This is a genomic window from Leifsonia shinshuensis, from assembly GCF_031456835.1.
GTDB classification, from domain to species: domain Bacteria; phylum Actinomycetota; class Actinomycetes; order Actinomycetales; family Microbacteriaceae; genus Leifsonia; species Leifsonia shinshuensis_C.
The window spans coordinates 2,441,266-2,459,130 of record NZ_JAVDVK010000001.1 but is presented as its reverse complement, the minus strand read 5'-3'; the positions used below and the strand labels follow the sequence as shown (position 1 = coordinate 2,459,130).

The 17,865-nt window shown below is 69.2% G+C and carries 18 protein-coding genes and 1 tRNA gene; 13 read left to right on the top strand and 6 right to left on the bottom strand.

The features are described 5' to 3' along the window. Positions 1 to 364: 364 nt before the first annotated feature. From J2W45_RS11910 to J2W45_RS11900, 3 genes are all read right to left on the bottom strand, one after another. The gene (locus tag J2W45_RS11910; RefSeq protein WP_310132102.1) at positions 365 to 2,206 is read right to left on the bottom strand and encodes a sigma-70 family RNA polymerase sigma factor; all 1,842 of its coding nucleotides are present in this window, start codon (positions 2,204 to 2,206) and stop codon (positions 365 to 367) included. Positions 2,207 to 2,462: 256 nt separating this feature from the next. Continuing rightward, positions 2,463 to 2,849 carry a hypothetical protein gene (locus J2W45_RS11905; protein ID WP_310132099.1) on the bottom strand — a complete coding sequence of 129 codons (387 nt, stop codon included), beginning with the start codon at positions 2,847 to 2,849 and terminating at the stop codon, positions 2,463 to 2,465. 126 nt (positions 2,850 to 2,975) lie between these two features. Beyond that, positions 2,976 to 4,583: a helix-turn-helix transcriptional regulator gene (locus tag J2W45_RS11900; RefSeq protein ID WP_310132097.1), complete on the bottom strand. Its 1,608-nt coding sequence runs from the start codon at positions 4,581 to 4,583 to the stop codon at positions 2,976 to 2,978. A gap of 40 nt (positions 4,584 to 4,623) precedes the next feature. Between J2W45_RS11900 and J2W45_RS11895 the strand changes: the two genes are divergently transcribed. The 11 genes from J2W45_RS11895 to J2W45_RS11845 all read left to right on the top strand — a co-directional run bounded on the left by J2W45_RS11895 (position 4,624) and on the right by J2W45_RS11845 (position 12,949). Beyond that, complete coding sequence (locus J2W45_RS11895; RefSeq protein WP_310132094.1) at positions 4,624 to 5,274, top strand: hypothetical protein; 651 nt, start codon at positions 4,624 to 4,626, stop codon at positions 5,272 to 5,274. 4 nt (positions 5,275 to 5,278) lie between these two features. Then, complete coding sequence (locus J2W45_RS11890; protein ID WP_310132092.1) at positions 5,279 to 6,451, top strand: PP2C family protein-serine/threonine phosphatase; 1,173 nt, start codon at positions 5,279 to 5,281, stop codon at positions 6,449 to 6,451. Further along, complete coding sequence (locus J2W45_RS11885; RefSeq protein WP_310132091.1) at positions 6,451 to 8,403, top strand: glycosyltransferase family 2 protein; 1,953 nt, start codon at positions 6,451 to 6,453, stop codon at positions 8,401 to 8,403. Before J2W45_RS11890 ends, J2W45_RS11885 begins: the two co-directional genes overlap by 1 nt. After that, entirely contained in the window at positions 8,400 to 8,732 is a 333-nt protein-coding gene (locus J2W45_RS11880) for an STAS domain-containing protein (RefSeq protein WP_310132089.1), read from the top strand. Before J2W45_RS11885 ends, J2W45_RS11880 begins: the two co-directional genes overlap by 4 nt. Beyond that, positions 8,725 to 9,135: an ATP-binding protein gene (locus tag J2W45_RS11875; RefSeq protein ID WP_310132088.1), complete on the top strand. Its 411-nt coding sequence runs from the start codon at positions 8,725 to 8,727 to the stop codon at positions 9,133 to 9,135. Before J2W45_RS11880 ends, J2W45_RS11875 begins: the two co-directional genes overlap by 8 nt. Before the next feature lie 129 nt (positions 9,136 to 9,264). Next, positions 9,265 to 9,588 carry a hypothetical protein gene (locus tag J2W45_RS11870; protein ID WP_310132085.1) on the top strand — a complete coding sequence of 108 codons (324 nt, stop codon included), beginning with the start codon at positions 9,265 to 9,267 and terminating at the stop codon, positions 9,586 to 9,588. 4 nt (positions 9,589 to 9,592) lie between these two features. After that, a complete protein-coding gene (locus J2W45_RS11865; protein ID WP_310132083.1) occupies positions 9,593 to 10,249 on the top strand; it encodes a DUF2510 domain-containing protein in 657 nt (218 codons plus the stop codon). Positions 10,250 to 10,319: 70 nt separating this feature from the next. Next, positions 10,320 to 10,408, top strand: a tRNA-Ser gene (locus J2W45_RS11860). A 615-nt stretch (positions 10,409 to 11,023) separates the two neighbouring features. Then, positions 11,024 to 11,845, top strand: a complete 822-nt coding sequence (locus J2W45_RS11855; protein WP_310132080.1) for an adenylate/guanylate cyclase domain-containing protein — start codon at positions 11,024 to 11,026, stop codon at positions 11,843 to 11,845. Beyond that, positions 11,842 to 12,432, top strand: coding sequence for a hypothetical protein (locus J2W45_RS11850; RefSeq protein WP_310132079.1), 591 nt, complete (start codon positions 11,842 to 11,844; stop codon positions 12,430 to 12,432). Before J2W45_RS11855 ends, J2W45_RS11850 begins: the two co-directional genes overlap by 4 nt. Before the next feature lie 67 nt (positions 12,433 to 12,499). Further along, positions 12,500 to 12,949 carry a hypothetical protein gene (locus J2W45_RS11845; RefSeq protein ID WP_310132078.1) on the top strand — a complete coding sequence of 150 codons (450 nt, stop codon included), beginning with the start codon at positions 12,500 to 12,502 and terminating at the stop codon, positions 12,947 to 12,949. Positions 12,950 to 13,100: 151 nt separating this feature from the next. Here J2W45_RS11845 and J2W45_RS11840 read toward each other — a convergent pair whose 3' ends face one another. Further along, entirely contained in the window at positions 13,101 to 13,469 is a 369-nt protein-coding gene (locus tag J2W45_RS11840) for a tyrosine-type recombinase/integrase (protein ID WP_310132076.1), read from the bottom strand. Positions 13,470 to 13,529: 60 nt separating this feature from the next. Further along, a complete protein-coding gene (locus J2W45_RS11835) occupies positions 13,530 to 14,516 on the bottom strand; it encodes a hypothetical protein (RefSeq protein WP_310132074.1) in 987 nt (328 codons plus the stop codon). 270 nt (positions 14,517 to 14,786) lie between these two features. Between J2W45_RS11835 and J2W45_RS11830 the strand changes: the two genes are divergently transcribed. After that, positions 14,787 to 15,470, top strand: coding sequence for a hypothetical protein (locus tag J2W45_RS11830; RefSeq protein ID WP_310132072.1), 684 nt, complete (start codon positions 14,787 to 14,789; stop codon positions 15,468 to 15,470). A gap of 243 nt (positions 15,471 to 15,713) precedes the next feature. Here J2W45_RS11830 and tyrS read toward each other — a convergent pair whose 3' ends face one another. Next, the gene (gene tyrS / locus J2W45_RS11825) at positions 15,714 to 16,925 is read right to left on the bottom strand and encodes a tyrosine--tRNA ligase (RefSeq protein WP_310132070.1); all 1,212 of its coding nucleotides are present in this window, start codon (positions 16,923 to 16,925) and stop codon (positions 15,714 to 15,716) included. 230 nt (positions 16,926 to 17,155) lie between these two features. Between tyrS and J2W45_RS11820 the strand changes: the two genes are divergently transcribed. Continuing rightward, entirely contained in the window at positions 17,156 to 17,812 is a 657-nt protein-coding gene (locus J2W45_RS11820; protein WP_310132067.1) for a P-loop nucleotide/nucleoside kinase family protein, read from the top strand. Positions 17,813 to 17,865: the final 53 nt, after the last annotated feature.

Here is a 17,865-nt window from a genome sequence, read left to right as displayed (position 1 = left end):
GTCGGCGACCGGCCGAAGGAGAGCAAGGGTAAGCCTCTCCGTCGAGCGGCGGGGAGGACGGGAACCTCCCCGCCGCACCCCCGCGTCATGAAGTCGTGCCGGGCGCAGTCTCTTCAGGAGAAGGGTTGATCGGGAACTCTTCTCTTCGCGACGTCCCGCCTGGTGCTCCTGTGCCAGGCGGGATGTTCGTTTCACCGGAACGGCGTCATGATCCGGTCCGCGGGCGATCTCTTAAGCAGGTCGCCCGATCGGGCCGGCCCGTCCCGTCGCATTCGGCCCGCCGGAACGGTGCCCCCTGAGGCGGTCGTGGTGGGCCGTGCATTCCCGGCGCGGCCCACCGCCACACCGCTCCGCCGGGCGCGCGTCAGGGCAGGGTGACGGGCACGTCCGCGAGGATGCCGCGCCGCGCCCCGAACAGGTAGACGGCTCCGATGCGGTGGTCGCCTGCCGTCCAGCCGTAGACCTGCGCGGCCTCGCCCGCGGCATCCAGAGTCAGCGTGTAGCTGCTCGGCCGGCGGTCGGCCCAGACCTGCACCGACGCGCCCGGGATTCCGGCGACGGTGAGTGAGACCGTACCGGGGGCGCCCGATGCGGTGATCGAGGGGGCGGAGACGGTGCCCGAGAGGGGAGCGCACGGCTCGGATGTCTTCCCGTCGGCCGTCGTCTGCTGCGCGCTCAGCGCATAGTCGGCGGAGACGAGGAGCAACTCGGGCGACGTCCACGCGCCGTCGGCGTCCGCGGTCGTCGTGGCGAGGGGCGCACCGTGGTCGAGGATCGCGACTGTGGCGCCGGGTTCCGCCGTGCCGGTCAGGACGGGCGCCAGCAAACCAGCAGTGTCTCCGGTGCCGGTGTCCGCGCTGAGGATGACCGGTGGGGCGATCGGCGTCTGTGGAGGGGTGCTCGGGACGACCGGTTCGGACGGGACCGGCGGCCTGGTCGGAGAGCTCGTTGTGGGAGCGGGGGATGGCGCCGGGACGGACGCCGTGACCGGGACGGTGGCGGGAGACGGCTCCGCATTCGCGCCGCCGCCGGCGTCGTCCGGATCGGCGGGCGCGACGGCCGCTCCGGGCGCCGCCGCCGCGGGGGGAGGCGTAGCGGCCGGAGGCGCCGCGGCAGGAGGCGCTGTTCGGCCGGGGTTCGTGGAGGCCGGCGCGGAGTCGGCAGCGTTCGCCGTGCCCTCGCGCGCCGGCGAGCCGAGCAGCTGCGGCCCGAGGACGACCGCACCGGCGACTCCCGCCGCCACCACCACGCCCGCGACCGCCAGGATGACGCCGCCCACTGCGCCTGACCCGACGCCTGACCCGCGGCTCGACCCGCGGCGGCCCAGCCGCACGCGGCCCGGCCGCACCGGGACCGGCGTGCCCGGACCCGCGGCAGCGACGGTCGCGCCGAGGGCGCTCGCCGCCGCCGCAGCTCCCCGGCGGACCGCGGCGGTGTACGCGGCCGCGCCGCTGACGCCGAGCAGCAGCGGCAGCAGGATCAGTGCCAGTCGCGAGCCGACCTCGCGCGCCTCCGCGGCCACGATCGTGCAGCGGGTGCAGTCGGTGAGGTGCCGCTCGACCCGTGCCGTCTCCCGCTTCCCGAGACCGCCGCGACTGTGGGCGCCCAGCCGTTCGGTGGTCCAGCGGCAGTCGGAACCGGCCGGGCTCTCCGCGATGTGCGCCTGGATCCACGCCTGGCGAAGGCCCTCTCGCGCGCGGTAGGCGAGCGCCGCGGTGCCATTCGGAGTCAGTCCGAGCAGCGGCGCGACGGATGCCGGTGCCATCCGCTCGACCTCGGTGTACCAGAGCACCTCCTGCCACCGCTCCGGGAGGGATCGGAACGCCCGGGCGGTGAGCGAGCGGTCCAGGGCCTCCAGGCCGGCCGCCTCCGTCGAAGTCGGGTCCTCGATGGTCGCGGCGTCATCGATCGGGACGTCCACGCGCGAGCCGCCCCACGCGGCGGCGACGTTCCGGATGGTCGTGAACAGGTAGGGCCGGAATCCCGTGCGCGGGCCGCCGCCTGAGCGCACCGCACTGAGCACGCGTGCGTACGCCTCGGCGACGACGTCCTCCGCGTCCTCGGTGCTGAATGACCGGGCGACGGTGCGCCCCGCGCTGGAGTGCCTCCGCCACAGCTCGGCGAATGCGTCGCTGTCGCCGTGGCGCGCGGCATCCACCAGCTCGGTGTCCGAGGGGGCGGGGGCGGTCTGTTCGGGGCCGGTCATCGGATGCGATCGCGCGGCCGGCGGCGTGAGGGTTGCGCCGAGGGCGCCCGCGCAGGAGCGAGCGCCCTCGGCACCGAGCGGGATTCGGGTTCCCCAGGACCGGCGCCGACGGGTCGGCGTCGACCGCTGCGGCGATTCGGGTCGCCGCCGTTGATGCGTGTTCGGGTCACGCACCACCACTTGAGAGATCGCGGAAGCGACGGATCATGACGCCACTTCCCGGAAACTTCTCGCGTGATGCGTCCTGCGGCCGTGCTCACGGTTCGCCCAGCAGGAGGGCGGGCAGGTCGTCGCTACTCACAGCGCCGTCCGGGCCGAGGTCGATGGATGCGCGCTCGCATCGCGCCCGAAGTTCGGCTGCCTCGACTCCTGCGAGCAGCGCGATGTCGGTCAGGTTCATCCGTCCCGCCTGGGCCCGGGTGCGGACGGACTCGGTGCGCAGGCCGAGTTCGCGGGCGATCACCCGCGCGGGGTAGCCGGCGTGGAGGAGGGCTGCGATCACCTGACGGGTCAGCAGGTAGGCGCCGCGCCGCTGCGGGCCGAGCGCCGCCTTCTCGTCGTCGTGCGCGGCGCGCAGCACCGCCGTGAGCACGCCAGGGAGGGCGCGGCGGCGCGCGATCGGGAGGCTCTCGTCGAGAGTCATGGTTCCTCGGAGGACGGACGCGCGGGCACGGAGGAACGCTACGGGTCCCGGCCGCCGCAACGTGCGGATTTCACCCTCTGATCACCCGCCGCGCATCCCGCTCAGGATGCGCGACACGCCGCGGATTCAGTCGCGCTCGACCAGCAGGTGCCGCGACAGCGCCACCGCGATCGCGTCCTCCCGGTTGTTGACGCCCAGCTTGCGGTAGACGCTCCGGAGCTGCGTCTTCACGGTGTTCGCGGACACCACGAGCACCGAGGCGATCTCCGCGGTGGATCCCGAATTCATCAGTGCGCCCAGCACGGCGAGCTCTCGGTCGGTCAGCAGGAGGTCGGGCTCGGCGACGGGCAGCAGGGAACGCAGCGGCACATCCTGGAGCACATCGCCGTACCCGGCCGCGGTCAGCGCCTGCCCGACCCGCTCGAGGTCGTCGGCCGGGAGCAGCGCGAGCGGCAGTCGCAGCCCCGTCCTGCGGAGAAGAGCGCCGAGCTGCTCGACGACTCCTCGCGTGCGCGACGTCGGAGCGAGCCGGAGCAGCACCGCGGCCTCGAGCGCCGCCGCCTCCGTCGCCGTCCGGGCGGTCAGCGGCCGGCCCGACGCCGCCTTGAGCTCGCTGAGGGCCGAGCCGTTCCTCCCGAGAGCCAGGTACACCCGCGCCCGGCCGATGTGGCGCTCCGGACCGGGGGCCGCGTCCCGCTCGAGGATGACCCCTGCGGCGTCCGGGTTGCCGAGCGCCAGCTGGAGTACCGCGCGGATGCCGGACAGCTGGTCGCGGACCGCGGAGGACCGCGCCTCACCCGACCGCATCCCCGCGTACGCCTCCAGCCCAGCGAGCGCCTCTCCGGGCCGGCCGTCGACCAAACGGACCAGCGCCTCCACCCGGGCCTCGGCGACCCAGTGCTCGATGCTTCGCCGGTCGTGCTCCATCGCGTCCAGGTGCGCCTGAGCCTCGGCAGCGTCGAACCGTTCGAGGGCGAGCACCGCCTCTGCCAGACGGTAGAACGTGCCGGTGTACATGCGTCGCTGGCGGTCGTTCCACGGTCCGGTGCGCGCGTAGTCCACGTGGGCGCGGGCCTCGGGCAGGTCACCCTGCAGGGCGTGGATGCCGGCCAGCATGGCGAGGTTGCCGAAGCCCGGCGACGGCGGCGTGGTGGGGGTCGCGGCCAGCCCCTTGGCGAAGGTGTCCATCGCGCCGTCCACGTCGCCGGCGTAGTACAGCGAGATCCCGAGCTGCGCGTAGACGCGGGGCAGGTCGCTCACCGTCTCGCGGAGATCCTCCGGCAAACGGTCGAGTTCCGCGATGGCCGCGCGCGCCGGTCCGACGCTGAGGCCGGGACGTCCGATCAGGCGGTAGGCGCTCGCCTCGGCCGAGCGGATGAGCACGCGGTCGACCGGTCCGACGGTCTGGTTGCGCGGGGCACGGGCGGCCCTGACCGCGGTCACGAAGTAGCGCAGCGCGCGCACCCGGTGGAAGCCGAGCACGTTGTAGGTGAGCCCGAGCATCATCGCGAGCAGGGGATGCTGGCGCAGCTCGTGCCCGGGGAGGCGTTCCAGGAGCAGGCGGGTGGCGTCGCCCTGTTCGCTGGCGAGGGCGAACCAGCCGTCGCGCACGGCCGCCGTGACCCCGTCTCCGTCGCTGCGGTCGACGGCGACCTGCAAAGCGGCCAGCGCGGCCCGGCCGGCCGCCGACCGCTCGGCATCGAGCGCGTCCTGGTGCACCGTCTCGTCGTCCATGGTGCTTCTATCTTTCACCCATCGTGAAGGTGTACTGGCCGTGTCCGCCGCTGGCCCGCCGGGAACGCGGCAGGATGGAGGAGCCCGCATCCTCCCGGAGGTCCCGATGGTCTCGACGCCGCGCCGCGCGCCGTACCGGCTCAGCACCCGCTCCCTGCTCGTCATCGCGGCCTTCGCCGCCCTCGGAGCCCTGCTGCTGGTGCTCGTGTCGCCCGCGACCGCGCTGCTCGCCGCCGCCTTCCCGCCGGCGTACGCGCTGGCGGCGGGGATGCACAGCATCCTGCCGTTCTTGGCCCGCCGGCTGGTGGGCTTCCCCTGGACGACGACGATCGACTTCGCCCTGGTCGGGATTCTCACCATCGGGTTCACGCCGCTCGGCGCCCTCATCCTCGTCCCGCTCGTGGTCACCGGCGCCGCCTTCGACGTGACACTGCTGCTGCTCGCGCGCCGACGACCGCTGCGCGCGGGTCACACGGTCGTGGGCGCGCTCGTCACCGCCGTACTGCTCTTCGTGATCTCCCTGCCCGTGTTCTCCCCGCACGATCTGACGCCGACCATCCTGGTGCTCACGTTCGCCGGACGCGTGCTCGGGCAGCTGGCCGCCGCGGGGATCGCACGGTCCGTCGGGAGCCGAGTCCTGCGAGCCGGCATCGTGCCTCCGGGGCCAGGGGTAGACGCGTCAGTACGATAGGTGCATGGCAGTCGATACCGAGTCGAGGCAGCAGACGGAGGTTCGGCGCCAGCGGGCGCTGACCGGCCTGGGGATCCTCGACACCGCACCGGAGGCCCGGTTCGACCGGGTGACGCGTCTCGCCCAGCAGTTGTTCGGCGTGCCGATGGTGAGCATCACCCTGCTCGACGGCGACCGGCAGTGGCGCAAGTCGCAACTCGGCCTCACACAGGAGGCTCCCCGCGAGGGGGCGTTCTGCGACGCCACGGTGCAGCAGGATGCGGCCCTGATCGTGCAGGACGCGTCGGAGGATGCGCGGTTCAGCGACAACCCGTTCGTCCTCGGCGATCCGCACCTCCGCTTCTACGCGGGGGAGCCGCTGCACGTCGCCGGCGGGGAGGCGGTCGGGACGCTGTGCGTGCTCGACACCGTCCCCCGCGAGCTGACGCCCGAGCAGAAGCGGGTGCTGCGCGACCTCGCGGACTGGGTGCAGTCCGAGCTGGAGCGGGATGACGAGCTGGACCGTGCGGCCATCGCGCAGAAGGGTCTGCTGCCGCGGCGCAAGCCGGCGGCGCCCGGATACGAGGTCGCCGCGGCGTGCGAGCCGTCGCGCGGCGTCTCGGGCGACTTCTACGACTGGTACGACGTGGGCGACGACTTCTGCGTGACCGTCGCCGACGTGATGGGCAAGGGGATGGCGGCGGCCATCGTCGCGGCGTCGGTGCGCACGGCGCTCCGGAGCGCCATGGACCTCGCGGACCTCGAGGCCTCCGTCGAGACGGCCTCGCGCGTGGTCGAGGAGGACCTCGACCAGCTGTCGACGTTCGTCACGCTGTTCCACGCGCGCGTGCACCCCGACGGCGCCGTCGACTACGTGGATGCCGGGCACGGTCTTGCGCTCATCGTCCGCGACTCCGGCGGCTTCGACCGGCTGGACAGCGGGGCGATCCCACTCGGGATCCCGTCCTTCGGACCGCGCGCGCCGCAGCGCGCGCAGCTGGGCCCGCGGGACGCGCTGCTGTGCGTCAGCGACGGCATCCTGGACGCGCTGGGCGGCGATCACGCGCTGACCCGCCTCGAGGCGATCGTCCGCGGCTCCGCGACGGCTGCGGGCGCGGTCTCGCGCATCGTGGGCGCCGCGCGGAACGGCGTCCCCATCGACGACATGACGGCTGTGCTGGTGCGGAGGAGCGCCTGATGCGGCCGGTGCTGCTGCGGGTCATCGGCCTCTTGGCTGTGCTCGCCGGCCTCAACTACGTCGTCTGGCGCTGGCTGGCCTCCGTCAACTGGGAGGCGTGGTGGATCGCCGTGCCGCTGGTGATCGCGGAGACGTACAGCCTGGTCGACACCTTCTTCTTCGCGCTAACGATGTGGCGCGTCCGCATCCGCACGGGACCGGAGGCGCCGGCGGCCGGGACCGCCGACGTCTTCATCACGACCTACGACGAACCCGTCGACCTGGTGATGACGACGGCCTCCGCCGCTCAGCGCATCCGCTACCCGCACACCACCTGGGTTCTCGACGACGGCGCGCGCCCCGAGATGCGGGCGGCCGCCGAACGGCAGGGTCTCGGCTACATCACCCGCACGGACGACTGGACGGACAAGCCGCGGCACGCGAAGGCGGGCAACCTCAACAACGCCCTGTTCCAGACCGAGGGCGAGTTCCTGCTCATCCTCGACGCCGACCAGATCCCGAAGCCGGAGATCCTCGATCACACGCTCGGCTACTTCGCCGACCCCGAGGTCGCGCTCGTGCAGACCCCGCAGTTCTTCTCGAACGTCGACGAGGCCGATGTGCTCGGCAACCAGGCGCCCCTGTTCTACGGGCCGATCCAGCAGGGCAAGGACGGCTGGAACGCGGCATTCTTCTGCGGCTCGAACGCCGTGCTGCGGCGGGATGCGCTGATGCAGCTGGGCATCTCCGGCTACGTCCGCGACGTGGAGAACACCGTCCGCACCTCCCTGCGTGCGGCCGACCGGATGCTGGCGAAGGCCGCGCGGTCGGCGCGGACCGACCCCGAGGCGGCGGGCCTGGTGGCGCTGCTGCGCGACCATGTGCGCGCCGCATCCGAGAGCCTGCGCGCCGGAGACAGCGTCGGCGAGGTCACCTTCCGGCTGCGGGAGGAGGTGGATGCGGTCTCCCGCGCGGCCGTGCGCAGCCACCTGACCTCGGTCGAGGAGGACCTCGCCGCCATCGCCGAGCTTCCGCTGCAGGCCGACTCCGAGCTGCCCGCGTTCGTCGTCGACGAGGCCGCCTTCGAGCGGCTCGCCGAGCGCGACTGGTCTCCGCTCGGGGCGATCGAGTCCGTGCAGAGCATCACCGAGGCGCTCGCCGTCGACCGTCCTGACGAGGCCCAGCCCGTCATGCCGATGGCGACGATCTCCGTGACCGAGGACATGGCGACCGCCATGCAGCTGCACGCGAACGGGTGGCGCAGCGTCTACCACCACGAGCTCCTCGCCACGGGCCTCGCCCCGGAGGACCTCGGCACGATGCTGAAGCAGCGGCTGCGCTGGGCCCAGGGCACCCTGCAGGTGATGCTCAAGGACAACCCGCTCCTGAAGCGCGGCCTCGACGCGGGCCAGCGGCTGATGTACTTCGCCACGATGTGGAGCTACCTGGCGGGGTTCGCGGCGATCGTCTACCTCGCCGCGCCGGCCATCTATCTGCTCGCGGGCGTCATGCCGGTGACGGCGTGGAGCGTCGACTTCTTCGCCCGGTTCATCCCCTACTTCGTGCTGAGCCAGCTGATGTTCCTGGTCGGCGCTCACGGCATCCGCACCTGGCGGGGGCAGCAGTACGCGCTCGCCCTGTTCCCGCTGTGGATCAAGGCGTGCTGGACGTCCGCCGCCAACGTGTGGTTCAAGCGTCCGCTCGGCTTCGTCGTCACGCCCAAGGAGCGCAAGGGACGCGCGCCCATCCCGTGGCGGGAGATCTGGCCGCAGCTGACGGCGATGGTCGTCCTGGTCGTCGCCGCGATCGTCGGAGTGCTGCGGGTCATCGCCGGGACCGCGGACGGCGTCGGTACGCTCGTCAACACGGTCTGGGTCGTCTACGACCTCGTCGTGCTGAGCATCATCCCGCGCGCCGCCCTGTACCGGGGTCCGGCGGCCCCCGCCCTCGAGAAGGAGAGCCCCCTGCCATGAAGATCACGTCGAGCGTCCGCCCGGACGGTGTGGCCGTGCTGGTCGCGGAGGGACGCATCAACATGGTCACCGCGCCGGAGCTGAAGCGCGAGGTCCAGGATGCGGTGAACGGCGGAAACGCGCGCGTGGCGGTGGACCTGTCCGGCGTCGAGTTCATCGACTCCTCGGGGCTCGGCGCCCTGGTCAGCGGCCTGAAGACAGCGCGCACCGCGGGCGGCGACCTGCGCCTCGCATCCGCCTCGGAGCAGGTGTCGAGCGTCCTCCGCCTCACCAACCTGGACCGCATCCTGCGCATCCACTCCTCCGTCGACGACGCCTACCGTGACTGAGCCGTTCCGCGACTCCTTCCGGGCCCCGGCCGACGAGGAGACGATCGGGCGGGTGCACGAGATGTTCGAGCGGCTCGCCGAGCGCCGTCCGGACCTCCCGGAGCAGGTGCGCGGCGGCTTCGAGCTGGCCGTGGTCGAAGTGGTCACCAACGTGGTGATGCACAGCAGCGACGACCGGCCGGTCCGCGTCGAGCTCGCGGTGCGCAGCACCGAGGACGGGTTGGAGGCGGTGGTCACCGACGACGCGCCGCCCGCCGCGGTCGACATCGACGGCGCCGCCATGCCCGACCCCGAGGACCTGGGGGAGTCGGGACGCGGTCTCGCCCTGGTGACGCTGCTGGTCGACCGCTTCGAGCACGCCGCCCTCCCGGACGGCAACCGCTGGCTGCTCACCGTCGGCTGACCCGTCGCTGCGCCGGGCCCGGTCCGCTCGCCGAGATGCGAGCGCTTCGGCGATAGGATCGGCGCCAGCGCGACTGCCCGGATGGCGCCCTACCCGGCGCCTCCATCCCGCCTGCCGAGAGGACTCCGCATGACCGACACCCCCGTAGCCTCGTTCGAACTGCTGGCCGCCCAGCTGCTGGAGGACCCGGACCTCGACGTCTCGGTCACCGCGACCGGCCTGCACGTGCACGGCCGCCTGTTCGCCTACCTCGACGGAACCGAGCTGGCGCTCGACCTGCCCGAGGACCGCGCGGCCGACCTGGTCGAGCGCGAGGTCGCGACGCCGGTCCCCGCGGGCCGCAGCGAGGCCAAGGGTGCGTGGGTACGCATCGCGGACGCCGAGGACTGGCCCGAGCTCGCCTCCGAGTCGCACCAGTTCGTCGGGGAGCCCGCCGTCGGTCGGGAGTCCTGACCCCGTGACGAACGCGCCGTCCCCCGCGCCCGGCTGGTACCCGGACCCGCAGCGGCCGGGAGCCCTGCGCTGGTGGGACGGCGTGCGCTGGACCGAGCACGTCTCCGCGGCGCCGTCCGGCTACGCGGCGCCGTCCGGCTACGCGCCGCCGCCGTACGCGCCTGCGCGGCGCCGGCCGCTCCCCGCCGAGACCCCGGTATACACGGTGTGGATCTGGCTGGTCGCCGTCCTGCCGCTCGTCAACACGCTGCTCCTCTTCCTGCTGCGCCCGCAGCCGGCGTTCCGGCTGGATGAGACCGGCTCGCGCATCCAGCTGTCCGACCCGATGGCGCTGCTCGGCGGCCCGATGTACTTCGTGGTCGTCGGCATCGGCTGGCTCGTGACCGCGGCGACGATCGTGTTCGCCTGGCTCGACTATCGCGAGCTTGTGGGTCGCGGCGTCGAGCGCCCGTTCCACTGGGCCTGGTCGTTCCTCGGTATCGTCTACCCGATCGGCCGCAGCGTCATCGTCCGCGGCGTCGCCGGCGGCCGCGGAATGGCGCCGTTGTGGGTGTCGATCGCGGTGTACGTGGTCAGCTTCGCGGTCGCGCTGATCTGGTCCGTGCTGCTCTTCGCCCAGATCCTCGGAACCGCCGCCAACAACGTCCCGCTCGGCACCTGAGAGACCCGTGTCGGACCGGCACCGCCGCGTCCGTTATGATGGTCGTCGTGCGTCCGCTCGCGGTCGCTCTGGAGACGTCGCATAGTCAGGCCTAGTGCACCACCCTGCTAAGGTGGAGTCCCCGTAAGGGGACCGAGGGTTCAAATCCCTCCGTCTCCGCCGATCGAAACCCCCGGAATCCCTGTGATTTCAGGGGTTTTTCGGTTGGTGGGCGGCGGAGTTGCCCACATTTTGCCCACATCTCTTGCGCCGACTGCCGTCGGGGACTCAAGGCCGACTCGTCCCCGCCCCGATCGATGGGTTCGAGGGACATGGATGGGCATCGCGACCGGTGATGCTTGAACATCCGCTGGCCCGTGCTGGGGCTCGCGATCGAGCGGCCGTTCGGTTGAGGTGGCCGCCGAGCGAGGTGCGGAGGGATGCCCTCTACCCCGCATCGGGGGGTGTGGAAACTGTGCATAAGTTCTCCCCATCTGTGGACGACACGCCCACTAGATGTGGGGGAGTGGAGATGTCGGACCCCCGCTATATAGTGGTTCGCGGAAATAACAACCGACAGCAAAAACCCCGTGCGAGTACCAGTCGACACGGGGTTGGTGCTCCGGTAGTTCGAAAAGGAACGTCGTGAGACGCCCATCCCGAGAGCTCTAGGCCGGAACTAATCCATAAGCATGGGATCGAGTTTCGAGGTTAACCCCTTCGCCGTCCGCGCGCAAACGCACGGGCGGCGAGCCCCAGATCTCTCTCCGCATTGCCAACCATAAGGAGAGAACCTTGACCTACCTCAGTCCCGGCGGATATGGTTCCGCCTTCACGAACCGCGTGCTCGAGAACTACAATCGCGGTCACAACGTGCTGCTCGCAAAGGGCGCTTCTCGTTTTGACGAGATACGTACCGGCCATCCGGCGGCGACGGACCTCGCAATCGGCGATCAGATCACGTTCCCCATCGCGTCCGTATTCCTCGACCTGCGGAACTTCACCGGCCGAACTTTCTGGGATGGCCAGGAAGAGGTCACCAGCCTCGCCCACGCGGTCCTGTCCGGGTTCACTGACGTCGTTACGCGTTATGGCGGCCACGTCCTCGGGCTTCGAGGCGATGGCCTGTTCGCCGGATTTGGTGCCCCCGGCGCTGACTCTCGTGTGTCCGTTGCGCTTGCGTCCACTGCAGTGGCGGTAGCCCTCGACTCCGTCCAGTCTGATCTGAACCCGGCGCTGCAGGCACGCGGCATCGCAACTGTGCAGGCGTCTGCAGGCGCCGACTTCGGAGCAGCCACTTTCATCCGCTCAGGTACGCAGGGCACCTCTGAGGTGAACGTGATCGGCTTCGGATCAAATTTTGCCGCCAAGTGCGAGAAGCAAGCGAAGTCGTGGGAACTCGTAGTTGGCGAGGCCTTCTCCGCGAGCGTCCCGGAGAAGAGATGGCTGACGCAGCACGAGAACTCGCCCAAGGAGTACAGCCGCGACGCCGAGCGTCGGTCCTACAGCTTCTATGACTACCAGTGGCGTCCTCTGCTCAGGTACGCCGAATCCGTAGCAGCTGAAGTCGCCTATCAGCCGCTGGAACTCGTCTACGGCCAGGGGGAGCGGTCATGACACTTCTCGACGTTCTTCGCCATCAGGGCCACAACGTTCGGCCCCATGTTGACCCTCAGGGCAAGATCCACTTCCTCGACAACACCGTTGTGGTGCCGGCCAGCATGACCCCGGTCAAGCCGCACACCTTCCACGGCGGTGAAGATAACATCGACGCTGGCGCGACAACCTCCTGGTGGGAAGAGCCAGGCGCCATGGAGAAGGAACGCGCCGCCGTTGCCTTGGCGTTTCCCGGTTTCGTGGACATCTCCGACCCCGCCGAACCTCCTCGATTCGCAGGGGAGATCGACACCGGGTTCGGGAAATTCACGGTCGCCATCGTCCATCGGCGGGATCATGGACTTCCCGCAGTGGTACCGATCGACGGCAAGCGCCGCGAGCGGCGGGCAGGGAGGCGCTACGTGCCGTCGCCGCACCTTTACGTCAGTGGGCTGCTGTGTGTCGCAGAAGAGTCGGACTGGGATCCCAGCTCCGACACCTCCGCGACCGTCATCGCTTGGGCGGCGCATTGGCACGCCCAGTACGTCGTATGGCGACTGTCCTCGCGCCAGTGGCTCTCGGAGGGATATCACCCGAATGCGGCGTAAGAGCGAAACGCCGAATGCTTCCCAGTGGGAAGAGGCCAAGCTGGCCATCCAAGAATTTGGCGGGTGGGTGAAGAACGCTGACGCGAAGATCACCGCCCTCGCAGCTGTAGTCGGCGTCAGTGCCTCATTGCTGGGGACCCGGTCGGGGGATGCTGCTCGCGTCCTGCGGCTGGGCCCCGGCCTGGGTCACGACTTGACTGTCGTAACGATCGGTTTCCTTGTCCTGTTCTTCAGCGCCACAGTCATCTTCATCGGCATGGCCCTGTTCCCACGAACAGCTGAATCCGAAAACCGATTTGCCTGGCCGTCGGTAGCCAAGCGCTTCAGTCCTCCGCGTCCCGACCCAGCCCATGGCATCGACGATGCGTGGGCGCAGGCGCACCAGCTCGCGAAGATCGCGCAGGCCAAATATCGATACTTCCGACTCGCTCTCTTGATGTTCTGTTTCGTGATCGTCGACGCTGCTGTGGGCCTAACTGTCGTCTCGTGGGTGGTAGCCGGGCTCCCGCCTGTTTAGAGTCGCATGGCTGTCGAGCGGGTTGTGGGGCCCTGTGGAACGGTAGCGCTATTGCGGTGGAATCTCCGGGGCCGCTGAATCGCACACCCGCAGCGAATCGCTCTCTTCCAGACGGGCGAGTCTCGAGATCCCAGGGATTCCCATCGGTTAGTCATTCGCCGATGTCCTGGCTTCCCCACGCTTTGCCCAGGTCGGACGCAGAGACCGCGGCGTGGAGGCGCATAGCGACGTCGTCGAGGTCGTCGTCGAAGAGGTCGGCGTACAGATCGAGGGTCATTGCAGCTGACGCGTGTCCGAGCATTCGCTGGACCGCTTTTACGTTGGCGCCCGAGCTTATGGCCAACGAGGCAGCCGTGTGTCTGAGGTCGTGGAGGGCCATCGGCTCGAGCTCCGCCGCTCTGAGCGCAGTCCTGAACCAGCTGCGTGAGCCGGTGCTGACTCGCGTCCGTCGAAGGTGTTGCCCGTCCGCGTCGCTGACCACCAGGTCGTCTCGGCCCTTTCCCGCGATCTGATCGGCCATTAGTTCAGAGAGGAACGGGGGATAGGGAACGGGATGCCGGCAACGACCGTTTGAATGACCTCAGTCGGCGGGCTTCTCGTGAGAGGGATGGCGATAACGCGCCTGGTATTCGTCATCACCCTGCACCAGCATGTCGAGGAGCTCATTCAGTCTGCGTTCTTCATTGGAATTCCGCGGGGCTGCGAGGTGGAGGTGCTCGTAGAGTTTGAACCTGTTGAGGTAAAGCCACGCTTCGAAGGCTTGTCCGTATGCGTGCGCGGCGGACAAGGCGCCGCGGTAGGAGATCCATGCCGCCGCGAATGGGAATACGGCGAGAAGGAGCCAGAGACCGTGCGGCCAGAGAGCTATCGCCGAAACCGTGGTGCAGAATAGGCTGACCGCCGTCATTCTCACGGCCAGGTCCATTTCCTGGCGTTGGTCTTGGACATAGGCGGTGTGGCGAGGGTCGCCGACCATGCCGATATAAGTGGCCCAATCAAGAATGGGTAGATCGATCGCCTTGCCGCCTCGAGCCTCGTAGCGCCGAAGTACGTTGCCGAGGCGTGTCGGGAGGATGTCTTTCGACGAAGCGGGGTATGACCCGATCACCGTCGTGCTCGCCGTAAAAGTGAGAGCTCGCATTAGGGGTGACCATGGGCGGCCGCGCCGATCTTTTGGAGGCGTCTCCGCGAGCGCTTGCGCGCGGAGGGTGGCTGCTCTCGCTCGGCGGCTCGTCTGGGCCAGAGCTCTTCGGTACGCGAATGCCAGGCCGGCGGTGCTCGACCCCCAGTATCCTTCCATGGTCTGGGTGATGACGACCTGGATCGGGTGGGTGACGACCGCGATTGTGATTGCCACCGCGATGAGCGCCAAACCCTGAAGGGGTTGGGCGATCGGGTTGTTGGTCGCGAGCGATTCCCAGTCAAGCGGCGATTGCCACGGGCGAAGGATAAAAAGCAAATACAACCACGTGGTGCCGATCAGCGAGGGGACCGTCGAGACGACGCCGAAATACCTGCCCATCGTCGATGTCGTCCCGAGGCTCGGGTCGGAGGTGAAATCAGCCATTCCGACCCCTACCGGAGATCCGGGTCCAATGCCCATCCTCGCAACACTGTCGCGACTTTCGGACATCCACGATTAGCTTGCCGCATTCTGGGCACACAGCATCCCCTCGGCCCTTCATCGGCCGTTGACCGGGCGGGGTGCTCGAAACCCCATCGATGCCCATAGCCACCCCCGATCGACCTCGCGCGTAGCTTACTCTCCGCAGTATTTCAAGTGAATGCCCCGGTGTGTCACCGCTCCCGACTATCCGGCGGCTGCGAGGATGCTCACATGACGGGAGAGAACACTCCCCACGAGGGCGAGCAGTCGTCACCGAGCGAAGCTGCCCCTACGGCATCAGACGCGGCGGCTGAGACGGCAGCTCCTTCCGAGAAGTCACCGGTGTTCGGCAAATGGCTGTGGGCGATACCTCCCGTCCTCACGGTGTTGCTCGCGTTCGGGGTTGCCGCCTGGGGCGCCGGTTTCGGCGCTGCAGCGATCGCGGCACTCGGGGCATGGATCGTCTGGGCGATCGCTCGCGAGGCCGGCGCACGCCGCGCGCCCGCGTTCGCGGTCGCGTGGGGTGTCACCGCAGGCGTCCTGCTCTGGCTGCTCTGCACCCAGCAGAGCGTCCATGTCTTCGGATCACCGACCCCCGTAGCAGCCTCCCGCTCGGTGACGCCGGCACCCACCCAGACCGCGACCGCGATCACGTGCAACGCCCGGATCGAGCGGAGCACCACGGACAGTGAGGTCGTTTCGGTTACCGGGACCATATCCCGTCTGCCCGACGCGGCAAGAGCGATCACGGTCGCGACGTCCGACGGCCACGTGCTTGCCACAGAGGACTCGTACGCGGATAGCAGAGGCGTCGCGACGATCCGGCTGACCTTCGCGTCGAGTTCAGGGGAGACCGTGCAGGTCCGTACAGAAGTCCGTGTCGGCGCTCAGATTGTGCAGTCGTGCGGGTGGTGACTCCCGGATGCTCGGTTGGTGACGGCTTCAGCCCCCACAACAACCTCACAACCATGGTCAGCTGAGAGGCGGCCTAGTCATTGCAGAGACGCGAGATTCCGCGATTTTCTGGGCGCCGAAATGCGACTTTAGGAGTGCCGTCAGGGTTCAAATCCCTTCGTCTCAGCCGATTGCTCCGGCAAGGTCACTGTGAGCGTTTTCCCCGGAAGCAAACGCCGCGGATGGAGCGGTGGCGTTCGGTCCTCACCGCCCGGCGCGCACCGTGACTCGCGCCCAGGCCCGCCTCCCAGATCGAATGATGCTCCCGTCGGTCACGGTGACTTGCTCGTTGGGGTCACCCAGCAGTCGCCCGTCGACACGAACCGCGTTCTGAGCGAGCAAGCGCCGGCGTGCGGATCGGCTGAGGTCAGGGCGGACTGCTTCGAGCAGGTCCAACGCAGTGAGCGCGCGATCAGAGATAGTGACGTCTCGGATGTCCTTCGGATCGGCGCGACCAGAAAAAACGTTCAGGAACGCCTCGCGCTCCCGAGCGGCGGCTGCGGTGCCGTGGTACCGCTCGACGACCGCTCCCGCAATCGTGAGCTTCGCGTCTCGGGCCACCTCGCCGCCGGCTTTCACGTCCTCGCGAATGCGGGCGAGCTCGCGGTCGTCGAGACTCGTGTACGCGCTGGCCCAGACACCGGCGAGGTCATCGCTCAAGCTCATGATCTTGCCGAACTTGTCGGCCGGAGTGTCGGTGAGCGCGACGTAGTTGCCCAGCGACATGGACTGCTTGGGGCCGCCATCGAGGCCGGGGGTGATCACGGTGGTGATGATGCTCTGGGGGCGCATGCCGAGGCGTTGCTGGTACTGGCGGCCCATCATCTCGTTGAAGAGTTGATCGGAGCCCACAATGGTCACGTCGCTCCGCATGGCGAAGCTGTCGTACCCCTGGAGCACCGGGTAGGCGAGTTCGTGCAGCGCGATCTCGCGTCCGGCGGCGATCCGCTCGCGGAACATGTCCCTCGCCATCAGCTGCGCGTGAGTCGTCATGCTGAACAGGCCGAGCAGCTCGGAGATCGGCATGCGGCCGAACCATTCGGAGTTCCGGCGCACTTCGAAGACCGCGGGGTCCGTGTCGAGCACGATGGAGACCTGGTCGAGGAACGCCTGCGCGTTGGCCTCGATCGCGTCGGGGGAGAGCACGGGCCGGGTCTCGTTCTTGCCGGTCGGGTCGCCGACCTGCGTGGTCAGGTCTCCGAGGAGGAAGACGACGGTGTGCCCCTGATCCTGCAGGTGGCGCATGAGCCAGAGGTTGACCGCGTGCCCGAGGTGCAGATCCGGCGCAGTCAGATCGACGCCGTACTTGATGCGCAGCCGTTCGCCCGCATCCAGCCGCCGCCGCAGCGCCTCCTCGTCGACGATCGAGTCGATCGTCCGCCACATCGGTTCGAGAATCTCATCTGCTCGAGACATGGGTTTCCTCTCCACGCGGCGAGAGGAGTGGACGGGCCAGAGCCTCCCGCGGATACACGAAAGGCAAGGACGAATGTCCTTGCCTTTGGCTCTGACCAGTTAGGAACGCGCGCTACACGACGCCGGCTCTGACCAGAGCCGGGAGATATGCGTGTACGCGCGCGATCATGGGCGAAACTGTAGCACGGCGGTTCGGACCAGGCGCCCGGTACCGCGAGTAGAGTCCGACCGTGACCGATCCGACGACGCTCCGTCCCGATCCCAGGCAAGGCCTCACGGCTGCAGCCGCCAACCAGACGGTCATATTCGTGGTGGGCCGGCCGGCCTCCGGCAAGTCAACGCTCAGCCACATCATCTCGGAGCGGCGACACCTACCCATCGTGGCGAAGGACGACATCAAAGAGCGTCTGTTCGACACCCTCGGTGTCGGGGACGTCCAATGGTCGGAGAGGCTCGGCAGGGCGAGCTTCGCGTTGCTGGACTACTCCATCGAACTCCTCCTGCAATCCGGCGCTTCGTTCATCGTCGACGCTGCCTACAACCCGGCGTATGAGGACGCGAAGGTGCGAGCTTGGCAGCAGCGGTACGGGTTCACCGCGATCCAGGTCCACTGCACCGCCTCTCCCGACGCGCTGACGCGACGGTTCTTTCGACGCGAGCAGGACGGGAACCGCCACCCGGGGCACGCAGACGGCCAGCGTGCCGAGCAGTTCCGCGCAACACTCGGCAATGACGCGCGAGAGGCGCTGGCGGTGGAGGGTCCTCTGCTCGCGTACGACACCGAAGATGAGACCGCCTTAGCGCCGCTGCTTGCGCGGCTTGACGCATTGCTGACACCGCCCGACCTCACTCCGCCCCGCACGAGAGGGCCGCGCGCCCGGACATAGGCGCAAAAACCCAGAACGCGGGCGGAGCCACCTGGACTCCGCCCGCATCCCAG